The sequence below is a fragment of the Mesorhizobium sp. WSM4837 genome (assembly GCF_055811435.1).
In genome coordinates this window covers 174,766-197,928 of sequence record NZ_JBVVQE010000002.1, presented here as the reverse complement: position 1 = coordinate 197,928, position 23,163 = coordinate 174,766, and the positions used below count along the sequence as shown (strand labels likewise).

Sequence of the window (23,163 nt, the reverse complement as noted above, 5' to 3'; positions counted from 1 at the left end):
GTGCGCGGGGGGGGGTCGTTGCGGCAGTGCGCGGCCTGAACCGACCCCACCCGCCTCGCTTCGCTCGGCACCCTCCCCTCAAGGGGGAGGGAGCGGCCTTATTTCACCAATCCCTTTTCCTTGTAATACCGCTCGGCACCGGGATGCAGCGGCACCGGCATGCCGTCGAGCGCCTTGGCCATGTCGATCGCCTTGGCGGCCGCGTGGGCAGCAGTGAGCTGGTCGAGATTTTCGAACAGCAGCTTGGTCATCTGATAGCCGGTCTCGTCGGAGACGTCGGCGTGGGTGATGAGGAAATTGCCGACGGCGGCGGTCGCGACGTCCTCGGTCTGGCCTTCATAGGTGCCCTTGGGAATGGTCACCGAAAGATAGGGCGAGCCGATCTTGGCGACGTCCTGCGCCGGTACGGCGACGACGTTGATCGGCACCGAAGTGGCGAGGTCGCGGATCGAGGCGACGCCAAGGCCGGCCGATTGCAGCGTGGCGTCGAGCTGGCGGTTCTTGATCAGCTCGACCGATTCGGCGAAGGGCAGATACTCGACCCGTCCGAGATCCTCGTATTTCAGCCCGGCGGCGGCGAAGATGGCGCGGGCGTTGAGCTCGGTGCCGGAGGCCGGCGCGCCGACCGACAGGCTCTTGCCCTTGAGGTCGGCAAGCGTCTTGATGCCGGATTCCTTGCTGGCAACGATCTGGATATAGTTGGGATAGATGGCGGCGACGCCGCGCAGCTTGTCGAGCTTGCCCGGGAAACCGGCCTCGGTGTTGCCCTCGGCGGCCAGTTTGACGGCATCGCCGAGCGCGAAGGCGATCTCGCCCTTGCCCTGCTGCAGCAGGTTGAGGTTCTCGACCGAGGCCTTCGTCGCCTGCACCTGGGTGCGGGCGCCCTCAATGCCCTTGCCGTAGATTTCCGACAGTGCGACGCCGAGCGGATAATAGACGCCCGAGGTGCCGCCGGTCAGCACGTTGATGAATTCCTGCGCCTTGGCCGACACCGCGCCAAGGCCCAGCGACAGCGCCAGCGTGCCGGCGACAATAAATTTCGTCCTGAAATTGTGCATGTGATCTCCTCCCTGAAATATCTGCCACCGCGCGACCCGAGGCGAGTTTAGACAGCAGGCGGGAAATGCCAACCCGCAATAATATCCATTAGACGAACGGCTGAGTGATGCCGCAACGCATGGCCGCTTGCGCGATGTGCGATCGGAGCCGAAAGATTTTCGCAGAGCCTGTCGAAATCGCGCGAGGCCGCGCGACATACGTTCGGCTCGCAACGATGCGGCCTTCGAAAATGGAGAAGACCATGCGATACATGCTTTTGATCTACGTGAACGAAGCCGCGATGGCGGCCGCGCCGACGGAGAAGACGTACGAGATCAGCGCAGCCTATGGCGCCTATACCGAGGCGTTGAAGAAGTCCGGCTCCTGGTTGGCCGGTGACCGGCTGAAGCCGACCCAAGCCGCGACCTCGGTGCGGATGGCCAACGGCAAGACCAACGTGCTCGACGGTCCCTATGCCGATACCAAGGAGCAGCTCGCCGGTTTCTATATGATCGAGGCGGAGGACGCCGACGCGGCTATTGCCTGGGCGGCGCGATGCCCAGCTGCCAGCACCGGCACAGTCGAGGTGCGGCCGATCTGGGAACAAACCATGTGATGACGAATGACCTGGAGGTCGCCCGGGCGGCGGCGGAAGCGGCCGCCCGGCAAAGCTACGGCAAGCTCATCGCCTTCCTCGCCGCCCGCACGCGCGACGTGGCCGGCGCCGAGGACGCGCTGGCCGACGCCTTTGCGGCGGCGCTGGAGCGCTGGCCGCAAACCGGCGTGCCCGAGAAGCCGGAAGCCTGGCTGCTGGCGGTGGCGCGCCGACGTCGCGTCGATGCGATCCGGCGGCGGCTGACCAGCGAGGCGGGCCGCGACCATCTCAGGCTGATCGCCGAGGAGATCGAGGCACGCATGGCCGACGAAGACCTGCACGACGAGCGGCTGCGGCTGATGTTTGCTTGCGCCCATCCCGCGATCGAAGCCGGCGTGCGCGCGCCGCTGATCCTGCAGACCATTTTAGGCTTCGACACAGCGACGATCGCCTCGGCCTTCCTGGTGTCGCCGGCAACGATGGGCCAGCGCCTGGTGCGCGCCAAAAGCCGCATCCGCGAGACCGGCATTCCGTTCCGCGTGCCGGAGCGGGCAGAGCTTGGCGAGCGGCTGGATGCGGTGCTGGAAGCGATCTACGCCGCGTTCGCCGAAGGCTGGGCCGACCCGGACGGCACCGAAACCCGGCGCCGCAATCTCGCGACCGAAGGCATCTGGCTCGGCCGGCTGGTAGCCTCGCTGATGCCGGATGAGCCGGAAGCGCTCGGCCTGCTGGCGCTGATGCTGTTTGCCGAGGCGCGGCGTGCGGCGCGGCGCAACGCCGCCGGCGACTATGTGCCATTGGCCGAGCAGGAGCTTGGGCTGTGGGACGGCGCGTTGATTGACGAAGCGGAGACATTGCTGAAGCACGCCGCGGCCAAGCGCGTCGTCGGCCGCTACCAGCTCGAGGCAGCCGTGCAATCCGCCCATACGACAAGGCGGCTGACCGGCCGGACCGACTGGGCCGCGATCAAACAGCTCTATGATGCGCTGTCGGTGATTGCCGGCTCGCCGGTGGTCTCGATCAACCGCGCGGTGACCCTTGCGGAGGCCGAAGGCGCCGCGGCGGGATTGAGTGCACTTGATGAGCTTGGTGGAGACAAGCGACTGCATGATTATCAGCCTTATTGGGCCGCCCGCGCGGGCCTTCTGGCCAGGCTCGGCAAAACTCGGGAGGCTACCGAGGCGTATAACAGGGCGATCGGCCTCGAACGCGACCCGGCCGTGCGCCGGTTCCTGCAGGCACGACGGGCTGGGCTCGCAGCCGAAGAATGAGGTCCGGGAAAGGCCGGGGTCAGACATGATCCGATGTTTAGGATCTAAGGCCGACCGCTGGTGCCGCCCCTCATTGCCCTGCCCGTCCTCCGCAGCAGCTGCGGAGGGTGGACCGGGCATTTCTCCCCGTAAACGGGGAGAAAGAGGCTGGTCGCGGTGTCGGCACTTTTTTCTGCAACGCTGGCGATTGGCGAACCCGTCAATGAGAGCACCCCCTCGCCCCGTTTACGGGGAGAGGATGCCGGCAGGCAGGTGAGGGGCGGCGCCGGCTTCGACAATTGGCGGGGCGCTACGGAGGCGCGGGAAACCGCAACCGCAGGCCGGCACAAATAGCAATATGCCCTAAGCCCCCAGCCCTTCGAACAGGATCGTCGACAGATAGCGTTCGGCGAAGGACGGAACAACGACCACCAGGTTCTTGCCCTCATTCTCCGGCCGCGAGCCGACGACGATCGCCGCCTGCAGGGCAGCGCCCGACGAGATGCCGACCGGCACGCCTTCGAGGCGGGCGACGAGCCGCGCATTGGCGACCGAATCCTCGTTGGAGACCTTGACGATCTCGTCATAAATGGTCGTGTCGAGGATCTTCGGCGCGAAGCCGGCGCCGATGCCCTGGATCTTGTGCGGGCCGGGCTGGCCGCCCGACAGCACCGGCGAGGCTTCCGGCTCGACGGCGACGACATGCACGGAGGGCTTGCGCTGCTTCAGCACCTGGCCGACGCCGGTGATGGTGCCGCCGGTGCCGATGCCGGCGACGAAGATGTCGACTTCGCCATGAGTGTCGTTCCAGATTTCCTCGGCAGTGGTGCGGCGGTGAATTTCCGGATTGGCGGGATTCTCGAACTGCTGCGGAATGATGGCGTCGGGCAGCGTCGCGGCCAGTTCGTCGGCCTTGGCGATGGCGCCTTTCATGCCTTTCGGCCCTTCGGTCAGCACCAGTTCGGCACCGAGCAGCGCCAGCATCTTGCGACGTTCGACCGACATGGTTTCCGGCATGGTCAGGATCAGCTTGTAGCCCTTGGCGGCGGCGGCGAAGGCGAGCGCGATGCCGGTGTTGCCCGAGGTTGGCTCGATCAGCGTGGTCCTGCCGGGCGCAATCCTGCCCGATGCCTCCAGCGCCTCGATCATCGAGACGCCGATGCGATCCTTGACCGAGCCGATCGGGTTGAAGAATTCGAGCTTGGCCAGCAGATTGGCGACGACGCCCTTTTCCCCGGCGAACTTGTCGAGCCGCACCAGCGGCGTGTCGCCGATCGTCTCGGTGATCGAATTGTAGATGCGGCCGCGGCCGGGCACAGGCACGGTGGTGGCGGGCTTGTTCATTGGTTTCGCTCCCAAGAGGTCAGATGGGCAAGGGTCAGGCAATCAAGTGAGTCAGGCAACTAAGTCTCGACCAGGCAGGATAAAGCCTTCGGCCGCGCAAGCTAGTCTGCCGTTTGAAAATATCCGACGTGGTCGCATGCTGAATACATCCTCGCCCGCAGGTGACGGCCAGATGCAACCGCCGCCGCCCTCGGGGCAGCGCATCACTTGCCGGTCGGCCCCAGACCGCGTCGCCGGAGACGACGAAGCCGCTCACGAGATCCTCATGCTCGCCGGTCGGCTAGCCGTCCTTGCACCTTTCGGGCTCAGTTCCCGGCGGCGTAGAAATCGTCGTCGAGGCGCTTTTCCAGCGCGACGAGATCGGCCGGCAGCGGCAGGCCCATGGCGCGCATCTCCCCCAGCTTTTCGCGCAACTGCTCCTGCACTTCATGCTGATCCTCGGGCTGGTTGATCATCTGCTCGAGCAACAGGCTGATCTGAGCCTTGAATGATTCCAGCGCCATTTTTTTCTCCTTGAGGTTCCCTTAAGCGTGTCGCGTTGGAAGGATCCGTGCGATGCGCTTCGGTTTTTTGGGCGACTTGCATTATCGCAGCATGCGGGAAATAAGCTGCGCGGTATAGTCGACCATCGGCACGATGCGTGCGTAGTTCAGCCGGGTCGGGCCGATGACGCCGAGCGCGCCGATGACGCGGGCGTCCTTGTCGCGATAGGGCGCCACGACCAGCGACGAGCCCGACAGCGAAAACAGCTTGTTCTCCGAGCCGATGAAGATGCGCACGCCGGAGCCTTCCTCGGCGAGGTCGAGAAGCTGGATCAGCCCGTCCTGCGTCTCCAGATCCTCGAACAAATGCCGCAGCAGCTCGATGTCGGCCTGGGCGGTGACATTTTCCAGCAGATTGGCGCGACCGCGCACGATGAGACGCGCCGGCAAGCCGCTCTCGGCGCCTGCCCAGACAGCAAGGCCCTTCTCGACCAAATCCTGCGACAGCGTGTCGAGGGCGGCCCTGGTTTCTTCCTTGATGCGGGCGATCTCGACCCGCGCCTCGGCCAGCGTGCGACCGCGGATATGGGCGTTGAGGAAATTCGAGGCTTCGTGCAGTTGCGAGACGGTGATGCCGGCGGGCAGGTCGACCACGCGGTTTTCGACGTCGCCGTTCTGCGACACCAGCACGGCCAGCGCCTTGTTCGGCTCGAGCTGGATGAATTCGATATGCTTGAGCGCCACCTCGTTCTTGGCGGCAAGCACGAGGCCGGCGCCGCGCGACATGCCGGACAGCATCTGGCTCGCCTCGGTGAGCATGTGCTCCAGCGTCGCACCAGAGCCGGAGGCGCGTACCTGCGCCTCGATGGTGCGGCGCTCCTCGTCGGAGAGATCGCCAAGCTCCATGAAGGCATCGACGAAGAAGCGCAGGCCGGCCTGGGTCGGCAATCGGCCGGCCGAGATATGCGGTGCGTAGATCAGGCCGAGATGCTCGAGATCGCTCATCACATTGCGGATGGTGGCCGGCGACAGCGAAGACGGCAGGATACGCGACAGGCTGCGCGATCCGACCGGCTCGCCGTCCTTCAGATAGGAATCGACAATGCGCCGAAAGATGTCGCGCGAGCGCATGTCGAGCGATTGAAGGGCGGGCGATTGAAGCGCGGGGGATTGGAGCGCTGCCGCCGACTGGGAACCGGGATCGACTGCCTTGGTCATTCGAGCCAAATACCTCCGGCCCAAGGATATAGACATCGGCCGCGCCCGCGCAACTGGTCCATTTTCCTTTGCGCCTCTCGTCGCGTGCGGCTACAAGCCGGCCACGACTCCTAAAACGACAAGAAAGAAGCCTGAATGCGCCCTTCCAAACGCCAATTCGACGAAATGCGCGCCATCTCCTTTGAGCGCGGCGTCTCCAAGCACGCGGAAGGCTCGTGCCTGGTGAAGTTCGGCGACACCCACGTGCTGTGCACCGCCAGCCTCGAGGAAAAGGTGCCGGGCTGGATGCGCAATTCCGGCAAGGGCTGGGTGACGGCGGAATACGGCATGCTGCCGCGCTCGACCGGCGAGCGCATGCGCCGCGAGGCTTCGGCTGGCAAGCAAGGCGGCCGCACGCTGGAAATCCAGAGGCTGATCGGCCGTTCGCTGCGCGCAGTGGTCGATCTGCAGGCGCTGGGTGAGCAGCAGATCACCGTCGACTGCGACGTGATCCAGGCCGATGGCGGCACGCGCACCGCCTCGATCACCGGCGGCTGGGTGGCGCTTTACGACTGCCTCCGCTGGATGGAAGCCCGGCAGATGGCCAGCGTCGCCAAGGTGCTGAAGGACCATGTCGCGGCTATCTCCTGCGGCATCCACGACGGCCAGCCGGTCATCGACCTCGACTATCTCGAGGATTCATCGGCCGGCACTGACGCCAATTTCGTCATGACCGGCAAGGGCGGCATCGTCGAGATACAAGGCACGGCCGAGGGCGAGCCTTTCTCGGAAGAGCAATTTGCGGCGCTGATGGAATTGGCCAAGAAAGGCATTGCGCGACTGGTCAGCCTGCAGCAGATGGCTGTAGCGTAGTCCTGAAAATGCCGAGCTTGTCCGCCCCCCTCTGGCCTGCCGGCCATCTCCCCCTCAAGGGGGGAGATCGGGTATCCAATCGGCTTTCGCCAACTGTCGGCGGCGTGGGATGTGCGGAAGCGCTGAAGCTGCCAATCTCCCCCCTTGAGGGGGAGATGCCAAGTTTTGGCAAAGAGGGCAGGCCAGAGGGGGGTGCCTCGTGACACCCTCTGCCATCCTCGAATCAGCGCTGTACGTGACCGACCTCGATGCCGCGGAAAAATTCTACACCGATGTGCTCGGGCTCGATCTGCTGGGCAAGGTCGACGGCAGGCATCTTTTCTTCCGTTGCGGGGACGGCGTGCTGCTCATTTTCAACGCCGAGGCGACCAAGATCCCGCCGGCGCCCGATGCCAAGCTGAAAGTGCCGCCGCACGGCACGGTCGGCGACGGCCATCTCTGCTTTGCGGCGAGCGCGGACGAGATCGTCCGCTGGAGAGCGCATCTTGAGCGCAAGAAAATCGCCATCGAGAGCGAGTTCGAATGGCCGCAGGGTGGCCGCTCGATCTATATTCGCGACCCCTCCGGCAATTCGATCGAATTCGCCGAACCAAGAATCTGGGGCATCTGATGCATTCGCTTGATGGACATGAGATCGTTGTCGCCAGCCACAATGCCGGCAAATTGCGCGAATTCGCCGATCTGATGGCGCCGTTCGGCATAGAAGCGAAGTCGGCCAAGGAATATGGCCTGCCGGAGCCGGACGAGACCGGCACCACCTTCGAGGAGAACGCCTATATCAAGGCCTTTGCCGCCGCCAAGGCGACAGGCCTGCCGGCATTGTCGGACGATTCCGGCCTGTGTGTCGATGCGCTGGGCGGAGCGCCCGGCGTCTACACCGCCAACTGGGCCGAGGCGCCCGACGGGAGCCGCGACTTCGGCATGGCGATGCAGCGAGCCGAAGTGGCGTTGCAGGAAATCGGCGCGGTTGCGCCTGCGCACCGCAAGGGCCGTTTCGTCGCCGTCATCTGCCTGGCCTTTCCCGACGGCGCGGCCGAATATTTCCGAGGTGAGGTCGAGGGCACGCTGATATGGCCGCCGCGCGGCGAACTCGGCTTCGGCTACGACCCGGTGTTCGTGCCGGACGGTTTCCAAAAGACTTTTGGCGAGATGACCGCAGAGGAGAAACATGGCTGGAAGCCCGGCCAGCCGACGGCATTGTCGCATCGGGCTCGCGCCTTCCAGAAATTCGCGCAAGCCAGACTGGATTTGGCGCGATCGGCGGTGAAATGACCATGCTGCTCGACCGCAGCCCCGGTTTCGGCGTCTACGTGCACTGGCCGTTCTGCGCGGCCAAGTGCCCCTATTGCGACTTCAACAGCCATGTCCGCCACCGGCCGGTCGACCAGGAGCGTTTCGCGCGCGCCTTCGAGACCGAGCTTGCGACGATGCGCAACCGTAGCGGACCGCGCGAGGTGACCAGCATTTTTCTCGGCGGCGGCACGCCATCACTGATGAAGCCGCAAACCGTCGCGACGGTGCTGGACGCGGTGGCGAAGAACTGGACGGTGCCTGCCGGCATCGAGGTGACGCTGGAAGCCAACCCGTCTTCGGTCGAGGCCGAGCGCTTTCGCGGCTATCGGGAGGCAGGCGTCAACCGGGTGTCGCTCGGCGTGCAGGCGCTGAACGACAAGGATCTGCGCTTTCTCGGCCGGCTGCACAATGTCGATGAAGCGCTGCACGCGATTGGCCTGGCGCGTGAGATTTTCCCGCGGCTGTCGTTCGATCTGATCTACGCACGGCCCGGCCAGACAGCGGAAGCGTGGCAGGCGGAGCTCGAGCAGGCGATCGGCCATGCCGCCGACCATTTGTCGCTCTACCAGTTGACCATCGAGGAAGGCACGCCGTTCCACGCGCTGCATGCGGCCAGGAAATTCGCTATTCCCGACAATGACCATGCCGCCGATCTCTATGCGCTGACGCAGGAGATCACCGCTGCGCATGGGCTGCCGGCCTATGAGATTTCGAACCACGCCAGATCAGGCGCCGAAAGCCGGCACAATCTGACCTATTGGCGCTATGGCGAATATGTCGGCGTCGGTCCCGGCGCGCATGGCCGCTTCGTCGAAAACGGCCGTCGCGTGGTGACGATCGCCGAAAGAATGCCGGAAACCTGGGCCAATCTGGTCGAGGCCAAGGGCCATGGCGTCACCGGCGGCGAGATCCTGACGCGCTCGGAAGAGGCCGACGAGTTCCTGTTGATGGGGCTGAGGCTGGCCGAGGGCATCGACCTCTCTCGCTATGAAGCGTTTTCCGGCCGCGGCCTGTCGACGGCGCGGCTGTCCATGCTGCAGGGCGAGGGGCTGGTGGCGCCGATCGGTAATGCCCGCCTGCGCGCCACGCCGGCCGGCATGATCGTGCTAGACGCTGTGGTGGCGGATCTGGCGCGGTAAAGCTTGGGCCAGGAGCTGGCCTGTCCCAGACAATTTGTCGGCTCACGCAAGGATGCTGGAAATTCGGCTTGCTTGGCCGAATGGCCATCCCACTGCCATCCGCAGCCGATAATTACTTGCAAGCGTGGGCCTGACTGGTCAAGCTTCGGTCGGGCGCCGCTAATATGCGGCTGAAGCAGAGCACGGGGCTAAAATGCGCCTCTTCAACATCGCGCTTGCTGTCATTGCTCTGATCGGCGGGCTGGAGGTGGCGTGGGCTGAAAAACGTGTTGCGCTGGTGATCGGCAATTCGAGCTATCAACGGGTCGCTAGACTTCCCAATCCGAACAATGACGCTGCTGACATGGCGGCCTTGCTCTCAAAGGTAGGGTTCAAAGTATCTCGCAAGATGGACTTGGACCATACCGCGTTCAGGAAAGCTCTGCAGGAGTTCGGTCGCGAGGCGGAAGGTGCTGATTTCGCAATAATCTTCTTCGCGGGACATGGGGTTGAGGTTGAGAACAGAAATTTTCTCGTTCCTACAGATGTCAGCCTGAGCGCTGATTCCGACGTGGAGTTTGAGGCAATCCCGCTGGATCTGGTGATGAACGCGTTGTCCCGTGTCTCCGGCGTGCGGGTGGTTCTACTTGATGCTTGCCGGGACAACCCTTTTATCGCGGCCATGCGACGATCAAACGCAACGCGTTCCATCGGCAGAGGCCTGGCTGCGATTGAACCGGCAGCCGGAACCCTGGTCGGGTACGCTGCGAAGGAAGGTACAACCGCTTTCGATGGGGCGGGACGGAACAGTCCCTACACTGCAGGGCTGTTGGCGCATTTGGGTGAACCCGGGGTAGACATCCAATTCGTGTTCCGCAAGGTTCGCGACACTGTTCTGGCCGCGACAGGCGGCAAGCAGGAACCATTCACGTATGGATCGCTGCCTGGCAGGGAAATTTTCATTGCCCTCCTCGTGGCCCAACGGCAGTCTCGCCAGCCAACAACAGCAGCCGAGATGCGAGCCTGACGGAAATCGAGTTGTGGACCTCAATCCGCGGCTCCAAAAGCAGCGGAGCGTTAAAGGGTTATCTTCAACTGTACCCGGACGGCCTGTTTGTGCCTCTCGCCAGACTCCAAATTCAACAGTTGGAGAATGCAGATCATCAATCGGACACCAGCCAGGAAGATGCACCGAACGAGCTGGCGAAGCGGATACAGCGCGAGCTTGGCCGCGTTGGGTGTAATCCGGGAAAGCCAGACGGCATCTGGGGCGGAAGAACCCCGGAGGCGTTGCGCCGTTTCGCTCGCTACTCCGGCGCTGAGATCGACATGGCGAAACCGACAACAATTGCTTTGAAGAAATTGGAAGGAAGCACAGCTCGCGTGTGTCCGGTGGTTGCCCGGCCGAATTCGATACAAGAACCCCGCCATGCGAACAACCCGAACACCCGGCCACGACCGACAACGGAACAGAAGCGTGCCGCCGCTGCTCCGAGCGCGAGCAGGGCGGCTCGCGTTTGCAGGGCAGAAACCCGCGATGAGTGCAGGGTCAGAGCGCGGGCCGCCGGGGCTCGCCGGGGCAGCGGCTTCTGCCGCAATCCAATTACAATTTGCGAGTGACGTGTCGGCAGAGATTGCCGATCTGGCGTCGCCCAGCGGCCACGAGCCCTGTTGAAGCCGGCGAGAACCGGCGGCAAGCGGCAGCAGAAAGCTATGCTCCTGCTGGCGCGCCTATTCTAGGCTGAATACCTCGATCATCTCGGCGCGCCCTTTGACCTCGTGATAGCCGCAGGACTTGAAATATTCTCTACCTTCAGGCCAGTGCTCGACGAACTGGGCGCTGACCAACAGCGGCTTGTCCAGTTTTCGCGTCAATCCCTCAATACGAAAGGCCAAATTCACGGCATCGCCCAGCGCGGTGTTGATGCCTTTGCCCATAGCGCCGATAGCAACTTCACCCACATGAAGGCCAATGCGGCAGTCGAGCACGATGTCTTGTTGTTCCCTGACCAGTACTCGGGTTGGCGACGTAGCCGCGTCTTCCGCAGCGCGGAGCGCCTGGGCAGCCTGAACCGCAGAGACACAGACATCCGCTGCCGTCCCGTGCCAATAAGCAAATACACAATCACCGATGAATTTGTCGATCGAGGCACCGTAGTGCTTCAAGATCATATTGCAGTCCATATACCACTCGGCCAGGAGGGCCGCCACCTGTTCCGGGGACAGCCTGGCGCTAATTCCGGTAAACTCCTTCAAATCAGCAACGAACAGCGTGGCCGGCCGGCTCTTGGGGGCTGCCGGGTTGCCCCATTGAGTTTTTGTGTTCGCCACTTGCGAATCTGGATCGGGGGCAGTCGTGCCCTGGTCGAAAAGAAAAATCGATCTGCCGAACTGGACGCGATCGCCGGTGTGCAGCACACGCGCGGTTGTGAGCGCCACGTCATTCACATAACTGCCATTGGCACTGCCGACATCAACAACCCAGTAGTTCGCGCCGTCGCGCCGGATCGTTGCATGCTGGCGCGAAACTTCCCCGTCTTCCAAGCGTATGGTGGCATGTTCGCCACGACCAACCAGGTTGAAATCTCCCAGCCTGTAGGCCTCTCTGCTGCCCAGTGCGGTTAAAGTTGCCGACATGATCCTCTCCCGTACGCTCAAGCGCGCGCACGCAGGCTCAATATTAGCACGTTACGAACAGAGGCTGGCGACATTCCAGAGGACGATGAGTTCGTGGACCCAGCGTCTGCTGGAAGCGCGCGTGTCGAACAATCCGGGTTGAATGATGTGGCCGAGCGTTTCCCCCACGCTTTAGAGAGAAGTGTCTCGGCCAATCGCGAAGGTCGCGGTAGTCAGGCGTCGTGCTTGGGGAGGCGCTTGGCGTGGTCTTTCTCGGCGTCCGCCTCGCCGTCGCGAGCCGGCTTGGCCTCGCCCTTGTCGCGGCGGGCGCGGTATCGATCGCTTGTCGGATGTGGGGGCGCTCCATTGCGGGAGCTTTTGGTTTCAAGGCGGGTGATGAAAATGTCGAAGCGATTGGGCATCGTCTGGTCAGTGCTCCATCGTGCTGCCGGTGCCGGTCGAGGGCTCGATCTCGAGCTTGGTTGCCTTTGACGGACGACGCTTTCGTGGCTTTTTAGCCGAGCCGGCGCCGGCTTTGGCAGGCAGCCCCTTGTCCTTTCGCACGGCAAAGCGCTTGCGGCCTGCATAGTAGGGTTCGAAAACGTCTTGTATCTTGAGGCTGTCCATCCTGCTCCTCCCGAGATCAGGCATAAATCCGCCGGGCACGGTTTCGTTCCGCAGTGTGGCAAAGGCATGACAGCCGCGTCACTTCGGCATGGGTTTTGCAACCCGGCGTGAGCCGTGCCAAACAGAGCCGAATGCATTCAAGGTCAGAGCCTGACGGGGGACACCGGTGACCGGCGAGTCGGCAAAACGCAGCTACGTGATCGGCCAGACCGAGATACCGGCCCGGCCACTCGAGCCGGCGCTCTACCTGGTGGCGACGCCGATCGGCAATCTCGCCGACATCACATTACGCGCGCTTGAAACGCTCGCCGCAGCCGACATCGTCGCCTGTGAGGACACGCGTGTCAGTCGCGTGCTGCTCGACCGCTACGGCATCCGCCGCCGCACCACTGCGTATCATGAGCACAATGCCGGCGAGGCCGGCCCAAAGCTGATCGCAGCCTTGCTGGCAGGGCAGAGCGTGGCGCTGATCTCGGACGCCGGCACACCGCTGATCTCCGATCCGGGCTACCGACTGGTAGGCGAAGCGCTCGACCAGGGCATTCGCGTCGTGCCGATCCCCGGCCCGTCGGCGCCGCTCGCGGCGCTGACGGCCTCCGGCCTGCCCTCCGACGCCTTCCTGTTCTCCGGCTTCCTGCCGGTGAAGACCGGCCAGCGGCTGACGCGGCTGGAAGCGCTTAAAACCGTGCCGGCGACGCTGATCTTCTTCGAATCGCCGCGCCGCCTGGCCGAGACGCTCGGTGCCATGGTCGAGGCGCTGGGTGGCGCCCGCAAGGCCGCGATCGGTCGCGAGTTGACCAAGACCTTCGAGGAGATACGGACCGGCAGCTTGCAGTCGCTCGCCGATCATTACGCGGCGGCCGACACGCCGAAGGGCGAGATCGTCATCTGCGTCGGCCCGTCGGACGCAACGGCCGACGAACCGGCCGACATCGACCGGCTTCTGCTTTCGCTTGCCGCCGAGATGCCGGCCTCCAAGGCGGCGGCGGAAGCCGCCAAGATGACCGGCGGCCAGAAACAGGCGCTTTACCGGCGGCTGCTCGAACTCAAGGACACTGGGAAAGAGGGCGACACCGGGAAAGCCCGCAATGGCTGATCGCCCGGTCGGCAGCCGCCAGCGGGCCTATCGGCGCGGCCACCGCAGCGAGTGGCTGGCGGCTGCGGCGTTGATGGTGAAGGGCTATCGGATCCTGGCCCGCCGCCACCGCACGCGGTTCGGCGAGATCGACCTGATCGCGCGGCGCGGCGACCTGGTGCTGATCGTCGAGGTGAAGGCGCGCCGCACGCTGGTGGAAGCGATGGAAGCTGTTCGCTGCGAATCGGAGCGCCGCATCGAAAGCGCCGCCGATCTCTGGCTGTCGCGCCAGTCCGACTATGGCAGATTGTCGGTGCGCTTCGACATGGTCGCGGTGCTGCCGTGGCGCTGGCCGGTGCATGTCGAGAACGTTTTTTACGGGCGGAGCTAGGCTCTGGAAGTCGCCGGTGGCATCCGGATCGCAGCGCACTGACCATTCCACGTAGAACGCTCCATCGCGGCATAATCCAAGTCGATGCGCCAGCCGGCTCGGTCGTGAATTTCCGGACGTTTGCGATCGCAGCGCGAAGGTTTCGTCCCGGGAAGCAGCGCCGACTTTCAAACGCTGGTTGACTTTCGGCGACAGGCGCCGATTCTCAAGTCAAAGGCGGCCTGCCGAGCAACATGCCGCCCGAACGATCAGCACGATGATCGAGAGCAGCCTTGAACCTGGTCAATCCACCGAGCCTTGTTCTAAACGGTGTCGAGTTCGATTTCGACGCCGGTCTCCTGCACGGCGAGCATGGTGAAGATGTCCCGCTGAGGCCTCAATCGCTCGCGGTGCTGAAGCATCTGGTCGCCAACGCCAACCGTGTCGTGACCAAGGAGGAGCTCCTGGACGCTGTCTGGCCCGGCATCGCGGTGACGGAAAACAGTCTTTCCCAGTGCATCAGCGAAATCAGGAAAGCCATCGGCGACGAGAAGCAGAGCCTGCTCAAGACAGTCGCGCGACGGGGATATCGCTTTGTCCCCGAAAGCCAAGCGCCCGGCATACCTCACGATCGCTACCCGCAGGTTCACGGCACTGCCTCCCCTGACCAGCACGAGACCAAAAGCCGGCGAAGCCTGATATTTGTAAGCGCTGTACTGGCAATCATTGCCGCAGTCGCGGCGTTCATCTGGAGGCCTACATTTGACGCGGGAGTGCCGACCTCGCTCTCGATCGCGGTTCTGCCGTTCGCAAATCTCAGCGAAGCCGAGGAGCAGGCCTATCTTGCCAACGGTTTCGCGGACGATCTGACGACAGAGCTGGCGCGCGTTCCCGGCCTGTTCGTCGTCTCGCACAATGCCGCGCGTGCATATCGCAACAGCGGTCTGCCGCCGGCGAAGATCGCGAAAGAGCTCGGCGTCCGCTACCTGCTGGAGGGCTCGGTTCGACGTCTCGGCGATGAAGTGCGCATCAATGCGCACTTGGTCGATGCCTCGACGGTTGGCCAGATCTGGGCCGAGCGGTTCGAAGGTCCATTCAGCGATGTGTTCAAGCTCCAGGACCAGGTGACCGGTCAGATTGTCGCCGCGCTGCAGCTAAAGCTCGTCCCGGGAAAAGCAAACCTGGCCGTGTCCGGCGATACTGACGATCCGCAAGCTTACCAGGCTTTTCGGCGCGCTATCGAGGCGCGACGAACCGATACACCATCAGGCACCGTGGACGCATCTCGCTACCTGCGCCAGGCCCTGGCGCTGGATGCCGATTTCGGCGCGGCGGCCGCGGAATTGGCATGGCTCCACTGGGATGCCGACGACGCGAGGAGACAGGCCCTAGGGCTTGGTTGGACCGAGATCGACGACGAGCTCTACGGCAATCTGGCCATCGCTGCCGGAAATCCGTCGCCCGGTTACTATCAGCTGATTTCCGAGCTTCTGGTCCGGGAGCATAGGTCCGACGAGGCGGTGGCTGCCCTGCAAAAGGCGATAGCGCTCGACCCGAGCGATTCCTGGACCTACGAAGGGCTGAGCCAGGCCCTCATCTTCAACGGCAGGCCGGCTGAGGGGCGAACCTTTCTCGAGGCGGCCCTACGCGTCGATCCCGGGTGGACGGAGTGGCGACACTATCAGGCTGGCTTGGCGGCGTTCGGCCAGGGCCGCTACGAGGAGGCGGTCGCCCAGCTTGAGCAGGTCGATGTTCGGTCGCCCAATCCCTGGACGAAGTTCTACGGCCTGCATGTTCTTGTCGCAGCGCTTGCGCATCTCGATCGCCTGGCGGAAGCGGCCTCAGCCCTGGAGCAGCTCCGAAGCGTGCTGTCGGAAAGGCAGGAGGGTCAGCCGAACCTGCTGATCGCGCAGCAGTTCTTCGTCTACAAGCGACAGGAAGATATCGTTCGCCTGCTCGATGGCTTGAGGAAGGCAGGAGTTTCTGAGCTTCCTGCCGGAATGGAACCCGACTCCGCTGAACGGATGAATGGCGTCGACATCGGCAATCTCATGATCGGACACGAGCTGACGGGACGCCAGGTTCTGCCCGATGTCTTGGCTTACCATGCTGTGATTGCGGCAGACGGCAGCGTGACCCGAACAGTTGGTGAGGAGGTCGTGACCGGTCGAATGTGGGTGCAGGGCGACAGCTTGTGCACCGCCTATCCGCGTAAACTGACGGGCTGTGGCGCCGTGTTCCGCAACCTGAGCGTCACACCCGGAGCCCCGAACGAATACATCCTGCTGCCTCGCTTCAAGCGTTATGAATTCTCGGTGACGAAGTAGCAGCACTTCGCTGCGTTTACAGCGGCCATGAGAGATTGAGGTTCATTTCGCTCTTGCCTTCGGTGACGTACGGACCACAGCGCTTCAATGCATCCGCGAAATCCCTGGCCAAGCCCTTGAACGTCTCGGTCTGCGGCGCTACGTCGACGATCTGGATGGCACTGACGTGCCCCTCGCGGGTGAAGCTGACGTGGACATCTGCACTGAAGCTGATCCCGCGCATCGCCGTCTGCGTAGGCCAACAGCTTGCTGCCCGTTCGAGAATGTGGCGGCTCAGACCATCACCAGCGGACGCGGTGGTCGCGGCGCCGATCACGAGAACTCCCAAGATGCGGTTGATCACCCTTTATCTCCTCAGTTCGACGCCCGAACCGTGTGGGAACGTCGTGGGAGAGAGGACGCGAGGGCTCGTTCGAAGTCATGATATCGGCGTGAAAAAGTTCTGAAGAGTGGTGAACACAGTCGATTCGGCCATCAGATGCATTCAAGCGGGCGAGAACGACCCCGCGACGACGGCTTGGGTTGGAGGGGCGGGTCTACGCTGGTCGTCCCCCACCATCAGCCGACATTGTTAGGCCAAACGAACAACTAGAGCCCTTGGCGACAAAATAAGCGTGCCGCCTCACCCCCGGACGAACAGCGCCGCCAGGCCGACGGTGCCGATAACCAGCCGCCACCAGCCGAACAGCGAATAGCCGTGGCGCGAGACGTAGTTGAGCAGGAAGCGCACGACGATAAGCGCCGCGACGAAGGCGGCGATGAAACCGGCGGCGATGATGGGCAGATCGGCGCTGGTCAGCACATTGCGGTTCTTGAACAGGTCGAAGGCGAAGGCGCCGACCATCGTCGGCATGGCGAGAAAGAAGGAGAATTCCGCAGCCGCGCGTTTGTCGACGCCCAGAAGCAGCGCGCCGACGATCGTCGAACCGGAACGCGACGTGCCGGGGATCAGCGAAAGGCACTGGAACAGTCCGATCTGCAGATAGAGCCGGAGCGGAAACCGCTCGACGTCGTGATAGAGCGGCTTCGGCTTGAACCGATCCACCCACAGCAGGACCAGGCCGCCGATGATCAGCATGACGCAGATCAGCCTCGGCGATTCAAACAGCACCGTCTTGATGAAGCCATGCGCCAGCGCGCCGATGACGGCCGCCGGCAGAAAGGCAACGAGGATGCCGAGAACGAAATGCCGCGTCACCCGATCACGCGGCAGGTCGACCAGCATCTGCCACAGGCGATGGAAATAGACGCTGAGGATCGCCAGTATGGCGCCGAGTTGGATCAGGATCTCGAAGGCCTTGCCGGTCGAATGGAAGCCGAGAAAATGACCGGCAAGCAGGATATGGCCGGTCGACGAGACCGGAATGAACTCGGTCATGCCCTCGATCATGCCGAGCAGCAGCGCTTCGACAATGGTCTGGCTTTCCATGGAAACCTCGGCGTTCGAGTGAGAGCTTTGAAGAACGGCTTGCTTGTCATGGCGCGGAACTCCTCCTATAGGTCGCAGCACCCTGACGGCCCTTTGAATCGGGGCGGCCCCCTGAATCGGGGCGGCCAAGACTTACCGGCGCAGCCGGCGATTTGCCAGTGCGCTCTATTATCGCGGGACCATGCTGACGCTTTTCCACCACCCGATGTTCGCCACCTGCCGCTTCGTTCGCCTCGCTTTCGGCGAGTATGGCGAGGAACTGGCGCTGATCGAGGAAAAGCCGTGGATGCGGCGCAAGGAGTTCCTGGCGCTGAACCCGGCCGGCACGCTGCCGATCCTGCTTGCCGAGGGCGACGTGCCGATCGTCGGCGCCATGGTCATCGGCGAATATCTCGACGAGACGCGCGGCGTGCTCAAGCGCGACAAGCGGCTGTTCGCCGAGGACCCGATGGAGCGCGCCGAAATCCGCCGGCTGACCGACTGGTATCTCAGCAAGGCCGATAGCGAGGTGACGCGGCACCTGGTGCGCGAGCGCGTGCTGAAGCCGATCATGCCGGAAACGGCGGGCGGCGGCTCGCCCGATTCGGCGGCGATCCGCGCCGCGCGCGCCAACATCCGCCAGCACATGAAATACACCAACTGGCTGGCCGGCACCCGCCATTGGCTGGCCGGCAGCAAGGTCACCTATGCCGACCTCGCAGCTGCGGCTGCGCTGTCCGTGCTCGACTATCTCGGCGAGATCGACTGGCGCGAACACGCTGCCGCGCGCGAATGGTATGCACGGGTGAAATCACGGCCATCGTTCCGGCCGCTTTTGTCCGACCGGGTGCGCGGCCTGTCACCGGTGTCACATTATGCGGACCTCGATTTCTAGATCGCAAAACTTGCGCGCGCTGATCGACAGCGAGGCGCGGCGCGCCGGTTTCGATGCCGTTGCCGTCACCACGCCCGATGCCATCCCGCAGGCGCCGGCCCGGCTTGCCGCATTCGTCGCCGACGGCTTCCACGGCTCGATGGGTTGGATCGCCGAGACGCTCGAACGCCGCGGCGAGCCGCTGGCGCTTTGGCCCGAAGTTCGCTCGATCATCGTGCTGGCCATGAACTACGGGCCGGACCACGACCCGCGCGCGGTGCTGGGCAAGCGCCAGCGGGGCGCGATCTCCGTCTATGCGCAGAACCGCGATTATCACGATGTGATGAAGGGCCGGCTGAAAGAGATCGCCGGCAAGATCGTGGGGCACTCTGGGAGCGACGTAAAAGTGTTCGTCGACACCGCCCCGGTGATGGAAAAGCCGCTGGCAGAAGCCGCCGGCCTCGGCTGGCAAGGCAAGCACACCAATCTGGTCAGCCGCGAGCACGGCTCCTGGCTGTTCCTTGGCACCATCTTCACCACCGCCGAGCTTGCATCCGATACGCCCGAAGACGACCATTGCGGCTCTTGCCGCGCCTGTCTCGACGCCTGCCCGACCGACGCCTTTCCGGCTCCCTACCGGCTCGATGCGCGCCGCTGCATCTCCTACCTCACCATCGAGAACAAGGGGCCGATCCCGCACGAGTTCCGCGAAAAAATCGGCAACCGCATCTATGGCTGCGACGATTGCCTGGCCGCCTGCCCATGGAACAAGTTTGCCCGGGCAGCGTCCGAGGCAAAGCTCGTCGCCCGCGCGGACTTGCGCGAGCCGCCGCTCGCCGATCTGTTGGCGCTCGACGACGCTTCCTTCCGGTCGTTCTTTAGCGGTTCGCCGGTCAAGCGCATCGGTCGCGACCGCTTTGTCCGCAACGTGCTGATCGCCGCCGGCAATTCCGGCGAACCCTCGCTCGGAAACGCCGTGCGTGCGCTGCTCGGTGACGCCTCGCCGCTGGTGCGCGGCGCAGCGGTATGGGCGCTGTCACGGCTTGTGCCGGCTTCGGATTTCGCCAAATCGGCCACCGCTGCGGTGAAAGCAGAAGGCGACGAGGCCGTGCGACGCGAATGGCGCCTGGCGCTGGCAAACCAGATCGAGGCGCATGCATGAGCGAGAAGCAGATCCTCATTTTCGGCGCCGGCTATTCGGGCAAGGCATTTGCCCGCGCCAGCAAGGATGCCGGCACGATCCTTGGCACGACACGCGCAGCGGAGAAATTCGAAGCGCTGCGGCAAGCCGGAATCCAGCCGCTGCTTTTCGATGGCGCGCTGACGCTTGAAATCAGCGACGCGCTCGAGAAAACAACCCACCTCGTCGTCTCGGTGGCGCCGGAAGAGGCCGGCGACCCGGTGCTGAATGCGGCGCGCCAGGCAATCGCGAAGATGCCGGCGCTCGAATGGATCGCCTATCTCTCCACCGTCGGCGTCTACGGCGACCATGGCGGCGGCTGGGTCGACGAGACCGCCGAATGCAGGCCGCTGTCGAAGCGCTCGATGCTGCGTGTCGCCGCCGAGCAGGACTGGCTGAAGCTGGGTCGAGACATCGCCCGGCCGGTGGCGATCCTGCGGCTTTCCGGCATTTACGGGCCGGGCCGCAATGCCCTGGTCAATCTGGAAAACGGCACCGCGCGGCGGCTGATCAAGCCCGGCCAGGTGTTCAACCGCATCCATTGCGACGACATTGCCGGGGCGCTCTGGCATCTGCTCGAGGACATCAGCGGCGGCATCTTCAACGTCACCGACGACCTGCCTGCGCCGCCGCAGGACGTCGTCACCTATGCCGCAGGGCTGATGGGCGTCACACCGCCGCCGGAAATTCCGTTCGAGACCGCCCAACTTTCGCCCATGGCGCGGTCCTTCTATGGCGAGAACAAGCGTGTCGCCAACACGGCGATCAAGGCGGCCGGCTATCGCTTCCGCTTTCCCGACTACCGGTCGGCGTTCGACCATATGTGGGTTTTGGGCAACTGGCGCGATGGCGACGCGCGCAGCCCGATGAAGCGGTCGTGATCGAAATCGCGCGCCGGGCGTGATATGATTCGACCAATTTGCAGAGGGGTTCTGCTTTCATGACGATGTTGAAGCGACCATTGCCCGGCAAATCGCTGCTGCTGAAGCTCGTCGCAACGCGCTTTAGATTTCTGTTTACGCATGTCGTTGTCCCAAAACCGCTGCGCACTTTTGGGCGACATGCATTAGCAGCACTCGCCGTCCTCGCCTTGGCGGGGCTTGCAGCGCGACCTGCGGCGGCCGAGGAACTGGCGAAAAACCTGTTCGGCGCCAAAAAACTGCCGGCCGTGGCTTTGCCGCAGTCGATCGGTTTTTATTCCAAGGGCTGCTTTGCCGGCGGCGTCGCCATACCCCTGAACGGCCCGAAATGGGAGGTGATGCGGCCTTCGCGCAACCGCCGCTGGGGCCATCCGACGATGATCGCGCTGATCGAGAGACTGTCGCGCGACGCCGCGGCCGATGGCTGGCCCGGCCTTTTGGTGGGCGACATTTCGCAGCCGCGCGGCGGTCCGATGCTGACCGGCCATGCCTCGCACCAGATCGGCCTCGACGCCGACATCTGGCTGACGCCAATGCCCGACCGCAAGCTTTCGCTCGAGCAGCGCGAAAACATGAGCGCCACCTTGCTTGTCGACGAAAAGACCCATTTGGTTAAAGATGCGCTCTGGGCGCCGGCGCATACGCGGCTGCTGAAGCGCGCGGCAAGCTATGCGGAAGTCGAGCGCATCCTGGTCAATCCCGGCATCAAGAAGAAGCTATGCGACACGGTGAAAGGCGACCGTGGATGGCTGCGCAAGGTAAGGCCGTTCTGGGGCCACGACTATCACTTCCACATCCGCATCGGCTGCCAGCCCGGCTCGCCCAAATGCAAGGCGCAGGAAAACACCGCGCCAGGCGACGGCTGCGACCAGTCGCTGGCATGGTGGTTCACCGAGGAGCCGTGGCGCCCGAACAAGAACTCGGACAGGCCGAAAGCGCGCGACCTGATGACGATGGCCAGCCTGCCCGCAGCATGCCAGGCCGTGCTCGACGGGCCAAATCCGGCTTCGGCGGAGGCGGTCACCTATTATGGCGACTATCATGGCGACGGGGTGCCGGTCGCGGCTGCACCCGTTCTCACCAAGGCTCCGTCGCCGGCGCGGGCATCGGCAAGCGGCGCGGCAGCCCTCCCGGCCACGGCCACGGCCAACGCCTACGCCGAAACGCCCGAGATCGGCATTCCGCTGCCGCGACCCCGGCCGGGGTATTGAGGCCAACAGCCAACTGTTGGGGTCGGCGCCGCCCCTCATTGCCCTGCCGGGCATTTCTCGGGCTGGCCGCTGCCTTCGCGCCCTGCCTGCGACGCTGGTGATTGGCGAAACCGGTGACAAGAGCGTCCCTCTCCCCGTCACTATTCGGGGAGAGGATGCCGGCAGGCAGGTGAGGGGCAGCGCCAACGCTGAATGAGGTTAGTACGAAATTCGGACCGGAAGTGATTGCTCCGGAACTGACCCTGAAGCGACTTTCCCTTTCCCGGGTCATGCGGTAGTCAACGAAAGAACGGAACGCCACTGGGAACCGGGACGGACGAGAGCATGCCAGACGACGACACCGTGCTGCAGTTTCCGGTCCTGATCGGCGACATTGGCGGCACCAATGCGCGCTTTTCGATCGTGCTCGACGCGGATTCGGAATCAACCGAACCGCAGATCGTCCAGACCGCCAATTTCAACACGATCGACGCGGCGATCCAGGCGGCGGTGCTCGACCGCTCGTCGATGCGGCCCAACTCCGCCGTGCTGGCGGTGGCCGGCCCGGTCGACAGCGACGAGATCCCGCTCACCAACTGCCCGTGGATCGTCAAGCCGAAAAAGATGTTTGCCAGCCTCGGCCTCGGCGACGTCGTGGTGCTCAATGATTTCGAGGCGCAGGCGCTGGCCGTCGTGGCGCTCGGCGAAGAGCATATGGAAATGATCGGCGGCGATGCGCCGGAGCCGAATGCCGGGCGCGTGGTGCTCGGCCCCGGGACCGGGCTTGGCGTCGCCGGCCTGGTGCACGCGCTGAACCACTGGATCCCGGTGCCCGGCGAGGGCGGGCACATGGATATCGGGCCGCGCTCGCCGCGCGATTTCCAGGTGTTTGCGCATATCGAGAAGCTCGAGGGCAGAATCTCCGGCGAACAGATCCTGTCCGGGCGCGGCCTGGTCAATGCCTACCGGGCGGTGGCCAAGGCGGACGGCAAGCCGGCGCCGTTGACCACGCCGGCCGAGGTCACCGCCGCGGCGCTGGCGAAGTCAGATCCGGTGGCCGAGGAAGCGCTGTCGCTGTTCGTCACCTGCCTGGGGCGCACCGCCGGCGACCTTGCGCTGGTGTTCATGAGCCGCGGCGGCGTTTTCCTGACCGGCGGCATCGCGCAGAAAATCCTGCCGGCGCTGAAAACCGGCAATTTCCGCGCCGCCTTCGAGGACAAGGCGCCGCACAGCGAGTTGATGCGCACCATGCCGGTCTATGTGATCACCCATCCGCTGGCAGCGCTTTCCGGCCTTGCCGCCTTTGCCAGAAACCCATCGCTGTTCGGCGTCCAGACGGCGGGGCGACGCTGGCGGGCGTGACCCCACAGAGTTTTTGCCGGCCTC

General features: G+C 64.0%; 24 protein-coding genes and 1 pseudogene. 16 read left to right on the top strand and 9 right to left on the bottom strand.

The features are described 5' to 3' along the window. Positions 1-98: 98 nt before the first annotated feature. Positions 99-1,058 (bottom strand): TAXI family TRAP transporter solute-binding subunit, encoded by a 960-nt coding sequence (locus tag AC0L3D_RS02290; protein ID WP_023801390.1) that lies wholly within the window; start codon positions 1,056-1,058, stop codon positions 99-101. Between the two features lie 242 nt (positions 1,059-1,300). On the opposite strand from AC0L3D_RS02290, the gene AC0L3D_RS02285 reads away from it, so the two are divergent. Next, positions 1,301-1,654, top strand: a complete 354-nt coding sequence (locus AC0L3D_RS02285) for a YciI family protein (RefSeq protein ID WP_027155901.1) — start codon at positions 1,301-1,303, stop codon at positions 1,652-1,654. Beyond that, positions 1,654-2,904 carry an RNA polymerase sigma factor gene (locus AC0L3D_RS02280; protein ID WP_473642931.1) on the top strand — a complete coding sequence of 417 codons (1,251 nt, stop codon included), beginning with the start codon at positions 1,654-1,656 and terminating at the stop codon, positions 2,902-2,904. The genes AC0L3D_RS02285 and AC0L3D_RS02280 overlap by 1 nt, the downstream gene beginning before the upstream one ends. Positions 2,905-3,246: 342 nt before the next feature. Here the strand turns inward: AC0L3D_RS02280 and cysK are convergent, their stop codons facing one another. The 3 genes from cysK to hrcA all read right to left on the bottom strand — a co-directional run bounded on the left by cysK (position 3,247) and on the right by hrcA (position 5,927). After that, on the bottom strand, positions 3,247-4,227 hold the full coding sequence (cysK, locus tag AC0L3D_RS02275) for a cysteine synthase A (protein ID WP_473642929.1): 981 nt from the start codon (positions 4,225-4,227) through the stop codon (positions 3,247-3,249). A gap of 305 nt (positions 4,228-4,532) precedes the next feature. Then, positions 4,533-4,730, bottom strand: a complete 198-nt coding sequence (locus AC0L3D_RS02270; protein WP_023803672.1) for a hypothetical protein — start codon at positions 4,728-4,730, stop codon at positions 4,533-4,535. An 81-nt stretch (positions 4,731-4,811) separates the two neighbouring features. Beyond that, positions 4,812-5,927 carry a heat-inducible transcriptional repressor HrcA gene (gene hrcA, locus AC0L3D_RS02265; RefSeq protein WP_027155899.1) on the bottom strand — a complete coding sequence of 372 codons (1,116 nt, stop codon included), beginning with the start codon at positions 5,925-5,927 and terminating at the stop codon, positions 4,812-4,814. Between the two features lie 135 nt (positions 5,928-6,062). Here hrcA and rph point away from each other — a divergent pair, with 135 nt between their 5' ends. The 5 genes from rph (at position 6,063) to AC0L3D_RS02240 (ending at position 10,217) form a co-directional block, all read left to right on the top strand. Further along, positions 6,063-6,779, top strand: a complete 717-nt coding sequence (rph, locus tag AC0L3D_RS02260; protein WP_023803674.1) for a ribonuclease PH — start codon at positions 6,063-6,065, stop codon at positions 6,777-6,779. A gap of 199 nt (positions 6,780-6,978) precedes the next feature. After that, a complete protein-coding gene (locus AC0L3D_RS02255; protein WP_473642927.1) occupies positions 6,979-7,389 on the top strand; it encodes a VOC family protein in 411 nt (136 codons plus the stop codon). Continuing rightward, positions 7,389-8,051: an RdgB/HAM1 family non-canonical purine NTP pyrophosphatase gene (gene rdgB, locus AC0L3D_RS02250; protein WP_473626701.1), complete on the top strand. Its 663-nt coding sequence runs from the start codon at positions 7,389-7,391 to the stop codon at positions 8,049-8,051. Before AC0L3D_RS02255 ends, rdgB begins: the two co-directional genes overlap by 1 nt. Next, entirely contained in the window at positions 8,048-9,211 is a 1,164-nt protein-coding gene (gene hemW / locus AC0L3D_RS02245) for a radical SAM family heme chaperone HemW (protein ID WP_473626700.1), read from the top strand. Before rdgB ends, hemW begins: the two co-directional genes overlap by 4 nt. Before the next feature lie 193 nt (positions 9,212-9,404). Further along, positions 9,405-10,217 carry a caspase family protein gene (locus AC0L3D_RS02240; RefSeq protein ID WP_473642925.1) on the top strand — a complete coding sequence of 271 codons (813 nt, stop codon included), beginning with the start codon at positions 9,405-9,407 and terminating at the stop codon, positions 10,215-10,217. 704 nt (positions 10,218-10,921) lie between these two features. Here the strand turns inward: AC0L3D_RS02240 and AC0L3D_RS02235 are convergent. From AC0L3D_RS02235 to AC0L3D_RS02225, 3 genes are all read right to left on the bottom strand, one after another. Next, positions 10,922-11,827, bottom strand: coding sequence for an FHA domain-containing protein (locus AC0L3D_RS02235; RefSeq protein ID WP_473626697.1), 906 nt, complete (start codon positions 11,825-11,827; stop codon positions 10,922-10,924). 212 nt (positions 11,828-12,039) lie between these two features. Next, complete coding sequence (locus tag AC0L3D_RS02230; RefSeq protein WP_023803680.1) at positions 12,040-12,228, bottom strand: hypothetical protein; 189 nt, start codon at positions 12,226-12,228, stop codon at positions 12,040-12,042. Between the two features lie 7 nt (positions 12,229-12,235). Then, positions 12,236-12,433, bottom strand: a complete 198-nt coding sequence (locus AC0L3D_RS02225; RefSeq protein ID WP_023803681.1) for a hypothetical protein — start codon at positions 12,431-12,433, stop codon at positions 12,236-12,238. 166 nt (positions 12,434-12,599) lie between these two features. Between AC0L3D_RS02225 and rsmI the strand changes: the two genes are divergently transcribed. The 4 genes and pseudogenes from rsmI to AC0L3D_RS02205 all read left to right on the top strand — a co-directional run bounded on the left by rsmI (position 12,600) and on the right by AC0L3D_RS02205 (position 16,205). Beyond that, positions 12,600-13,529 carry a 16S rRNA (cytidine(1402)-2'-O)-methyltransferase gene (rsmI, locus tag AC0L3D_RS02220; protein ID WP_473642923.1) on the top strand — a complete coding sequence of 310 codons (930 nt, stop codon included), beginning with the start codon at positions 12,600-12,602 and terminating at the stop codon, positions 13,527-13,529. Next, positions 13,522-13,899: a YraN family protein gene (locus AC0L3D_RS02215; RefSeq protein ID WP_473626694.1), complete on the top strand. Its 378-nt coding sequence runs from the start codon at positions 13,522-13,524 to the stop codon at positions 13,897-13,899. Before rsmI ends, AC0L3D_RS02215 begins: the two co-directional genes overlap by 8 nt. A 389-nt stretch (positions 13,900-14,288) precedes the next feature. Beyond that, positions 14,289-14,414, top strand: a pseudogene (locus AC0L3D_RS02210) (winged helix-turn-helix domain-containing protein); the annotation flags it as partial. A gap of 486 nt (positions 14,415-14,900) precedes the next feature. Then, positions 14,901-16,205, top strand: a complete 1,305-nt coding sequence (locus AC0L3D_RS02205; protein WP_473627049.1) for a tetratricopeptide repeat protein — start codon at positions 14,901-14,903, stop codon at positions 16,203-16,205. Positions 16,206-16,221: 16 nt separating this feature from the next. Here AC0L3D_RS02205 and AC0L3D_RS02200 read toward each other — a convergent pair whose 3' ends face one another. Next, positions 16,222-16,548 carry a hypothetical protein gene (locus tag AC0L3D_RS02200; RefSeq protein WP_287171831.1) on the bottom strand — a complete coding sequence of 109 codons (327 nt, stop codon included), beginning with the start codon at positions 16,546-16,548 and terminating at the stop codon, positions 16,222-16,224. 279 nt (positions 16,549-16,827) lie between these two features. Beyond that, on the bottom strand, positions 16,828-17,634 hold the full coding sequence (locus AC0L3D_RS02195; protein WP_023803684.1) for an undecaprenyl-diphosphate phosphatase: 807 nt from the start codon (positions 17,632-17,634) through the stop codon (positions 16,828-16,830). A gap of 181 nt (positions 17,635-17,815) precedes the next feature. Between AC0L3D_RS02195 and AC0L3D_RS02190 the strand changes: the two genes are divergently transcribed. The 5 genes from AC0L3D_RS02190 (at position 17,816) to AC0L3D_RS02170 (ending at position 23,139) form a co-directional block, all read left to right on the top strand. Continuing rightward, positions 17,816-18,508, top strand: a complete 693-nt coding sequence (locus AC0L3D_RS02190; protein WP_128169289.1) for a glutathione S-transferase family protein — start codon at positions 17,816-17,818, stop codon at positions 18,506-18,508. Continuing rightward, positions 18,489-19,649, top strand: a complete 1,161-nt coding sequence (gene queG, locus AC0L3D_RS02185; RefSeq protein ID WP_473626693.1) for a tRNA epoxyqueuosine(34) reductase QueG — start codon at positions 18,489-18,491, stop codon at positions 19,647-19,649. The genes AC0L3D_RS02190 and queG overlap by 20 nt, the downstream gene beginning before the upstream one ends. Continuing rightward, the gene (locus AC0L3D_RS02180) at positions 19,646-20,548 is read left to right on the top strand and encodes an SDR family oxidoreductase (RefSeq protein WP_473626691.1); all 903 of its coding nucleotides are present in this window, start codon (positions 19,646-19,648) and stop codon (positions 20,546-20,548) included. Before queG ends, AC0L3D_RS02180 begins: the two co-directional genes overlap by 4 nt. Positions 20,549-20,607: 59 nt before the next feature. After that, positions 20,608-21,798 carry a penicillin-insensitive murein endopeptidase gene (mepA, locus tag AC0L3D_RS02175; protein ID WP_473642921.1) on the top strand — a complete coding sequence of 397 codons (1,191 nt, stop codon included), beginning with the start codon at positions 20,608-20,610 and terminating at the stop codon, positions 21,796-21,798. Between the two features lie 324 nt (positions 21,799-22,122). Then, a complete protein-coding gene (locus tag AC0L3D_RS02170) occupies positions 22,123-23,139 on the top strand; it encodes a glucokinase (protein WP_473626688.1) in 1,017 nt (338 codons plus the stop codon). Positions 23,140-23,163: the final 24 nt, after the last annotated feature.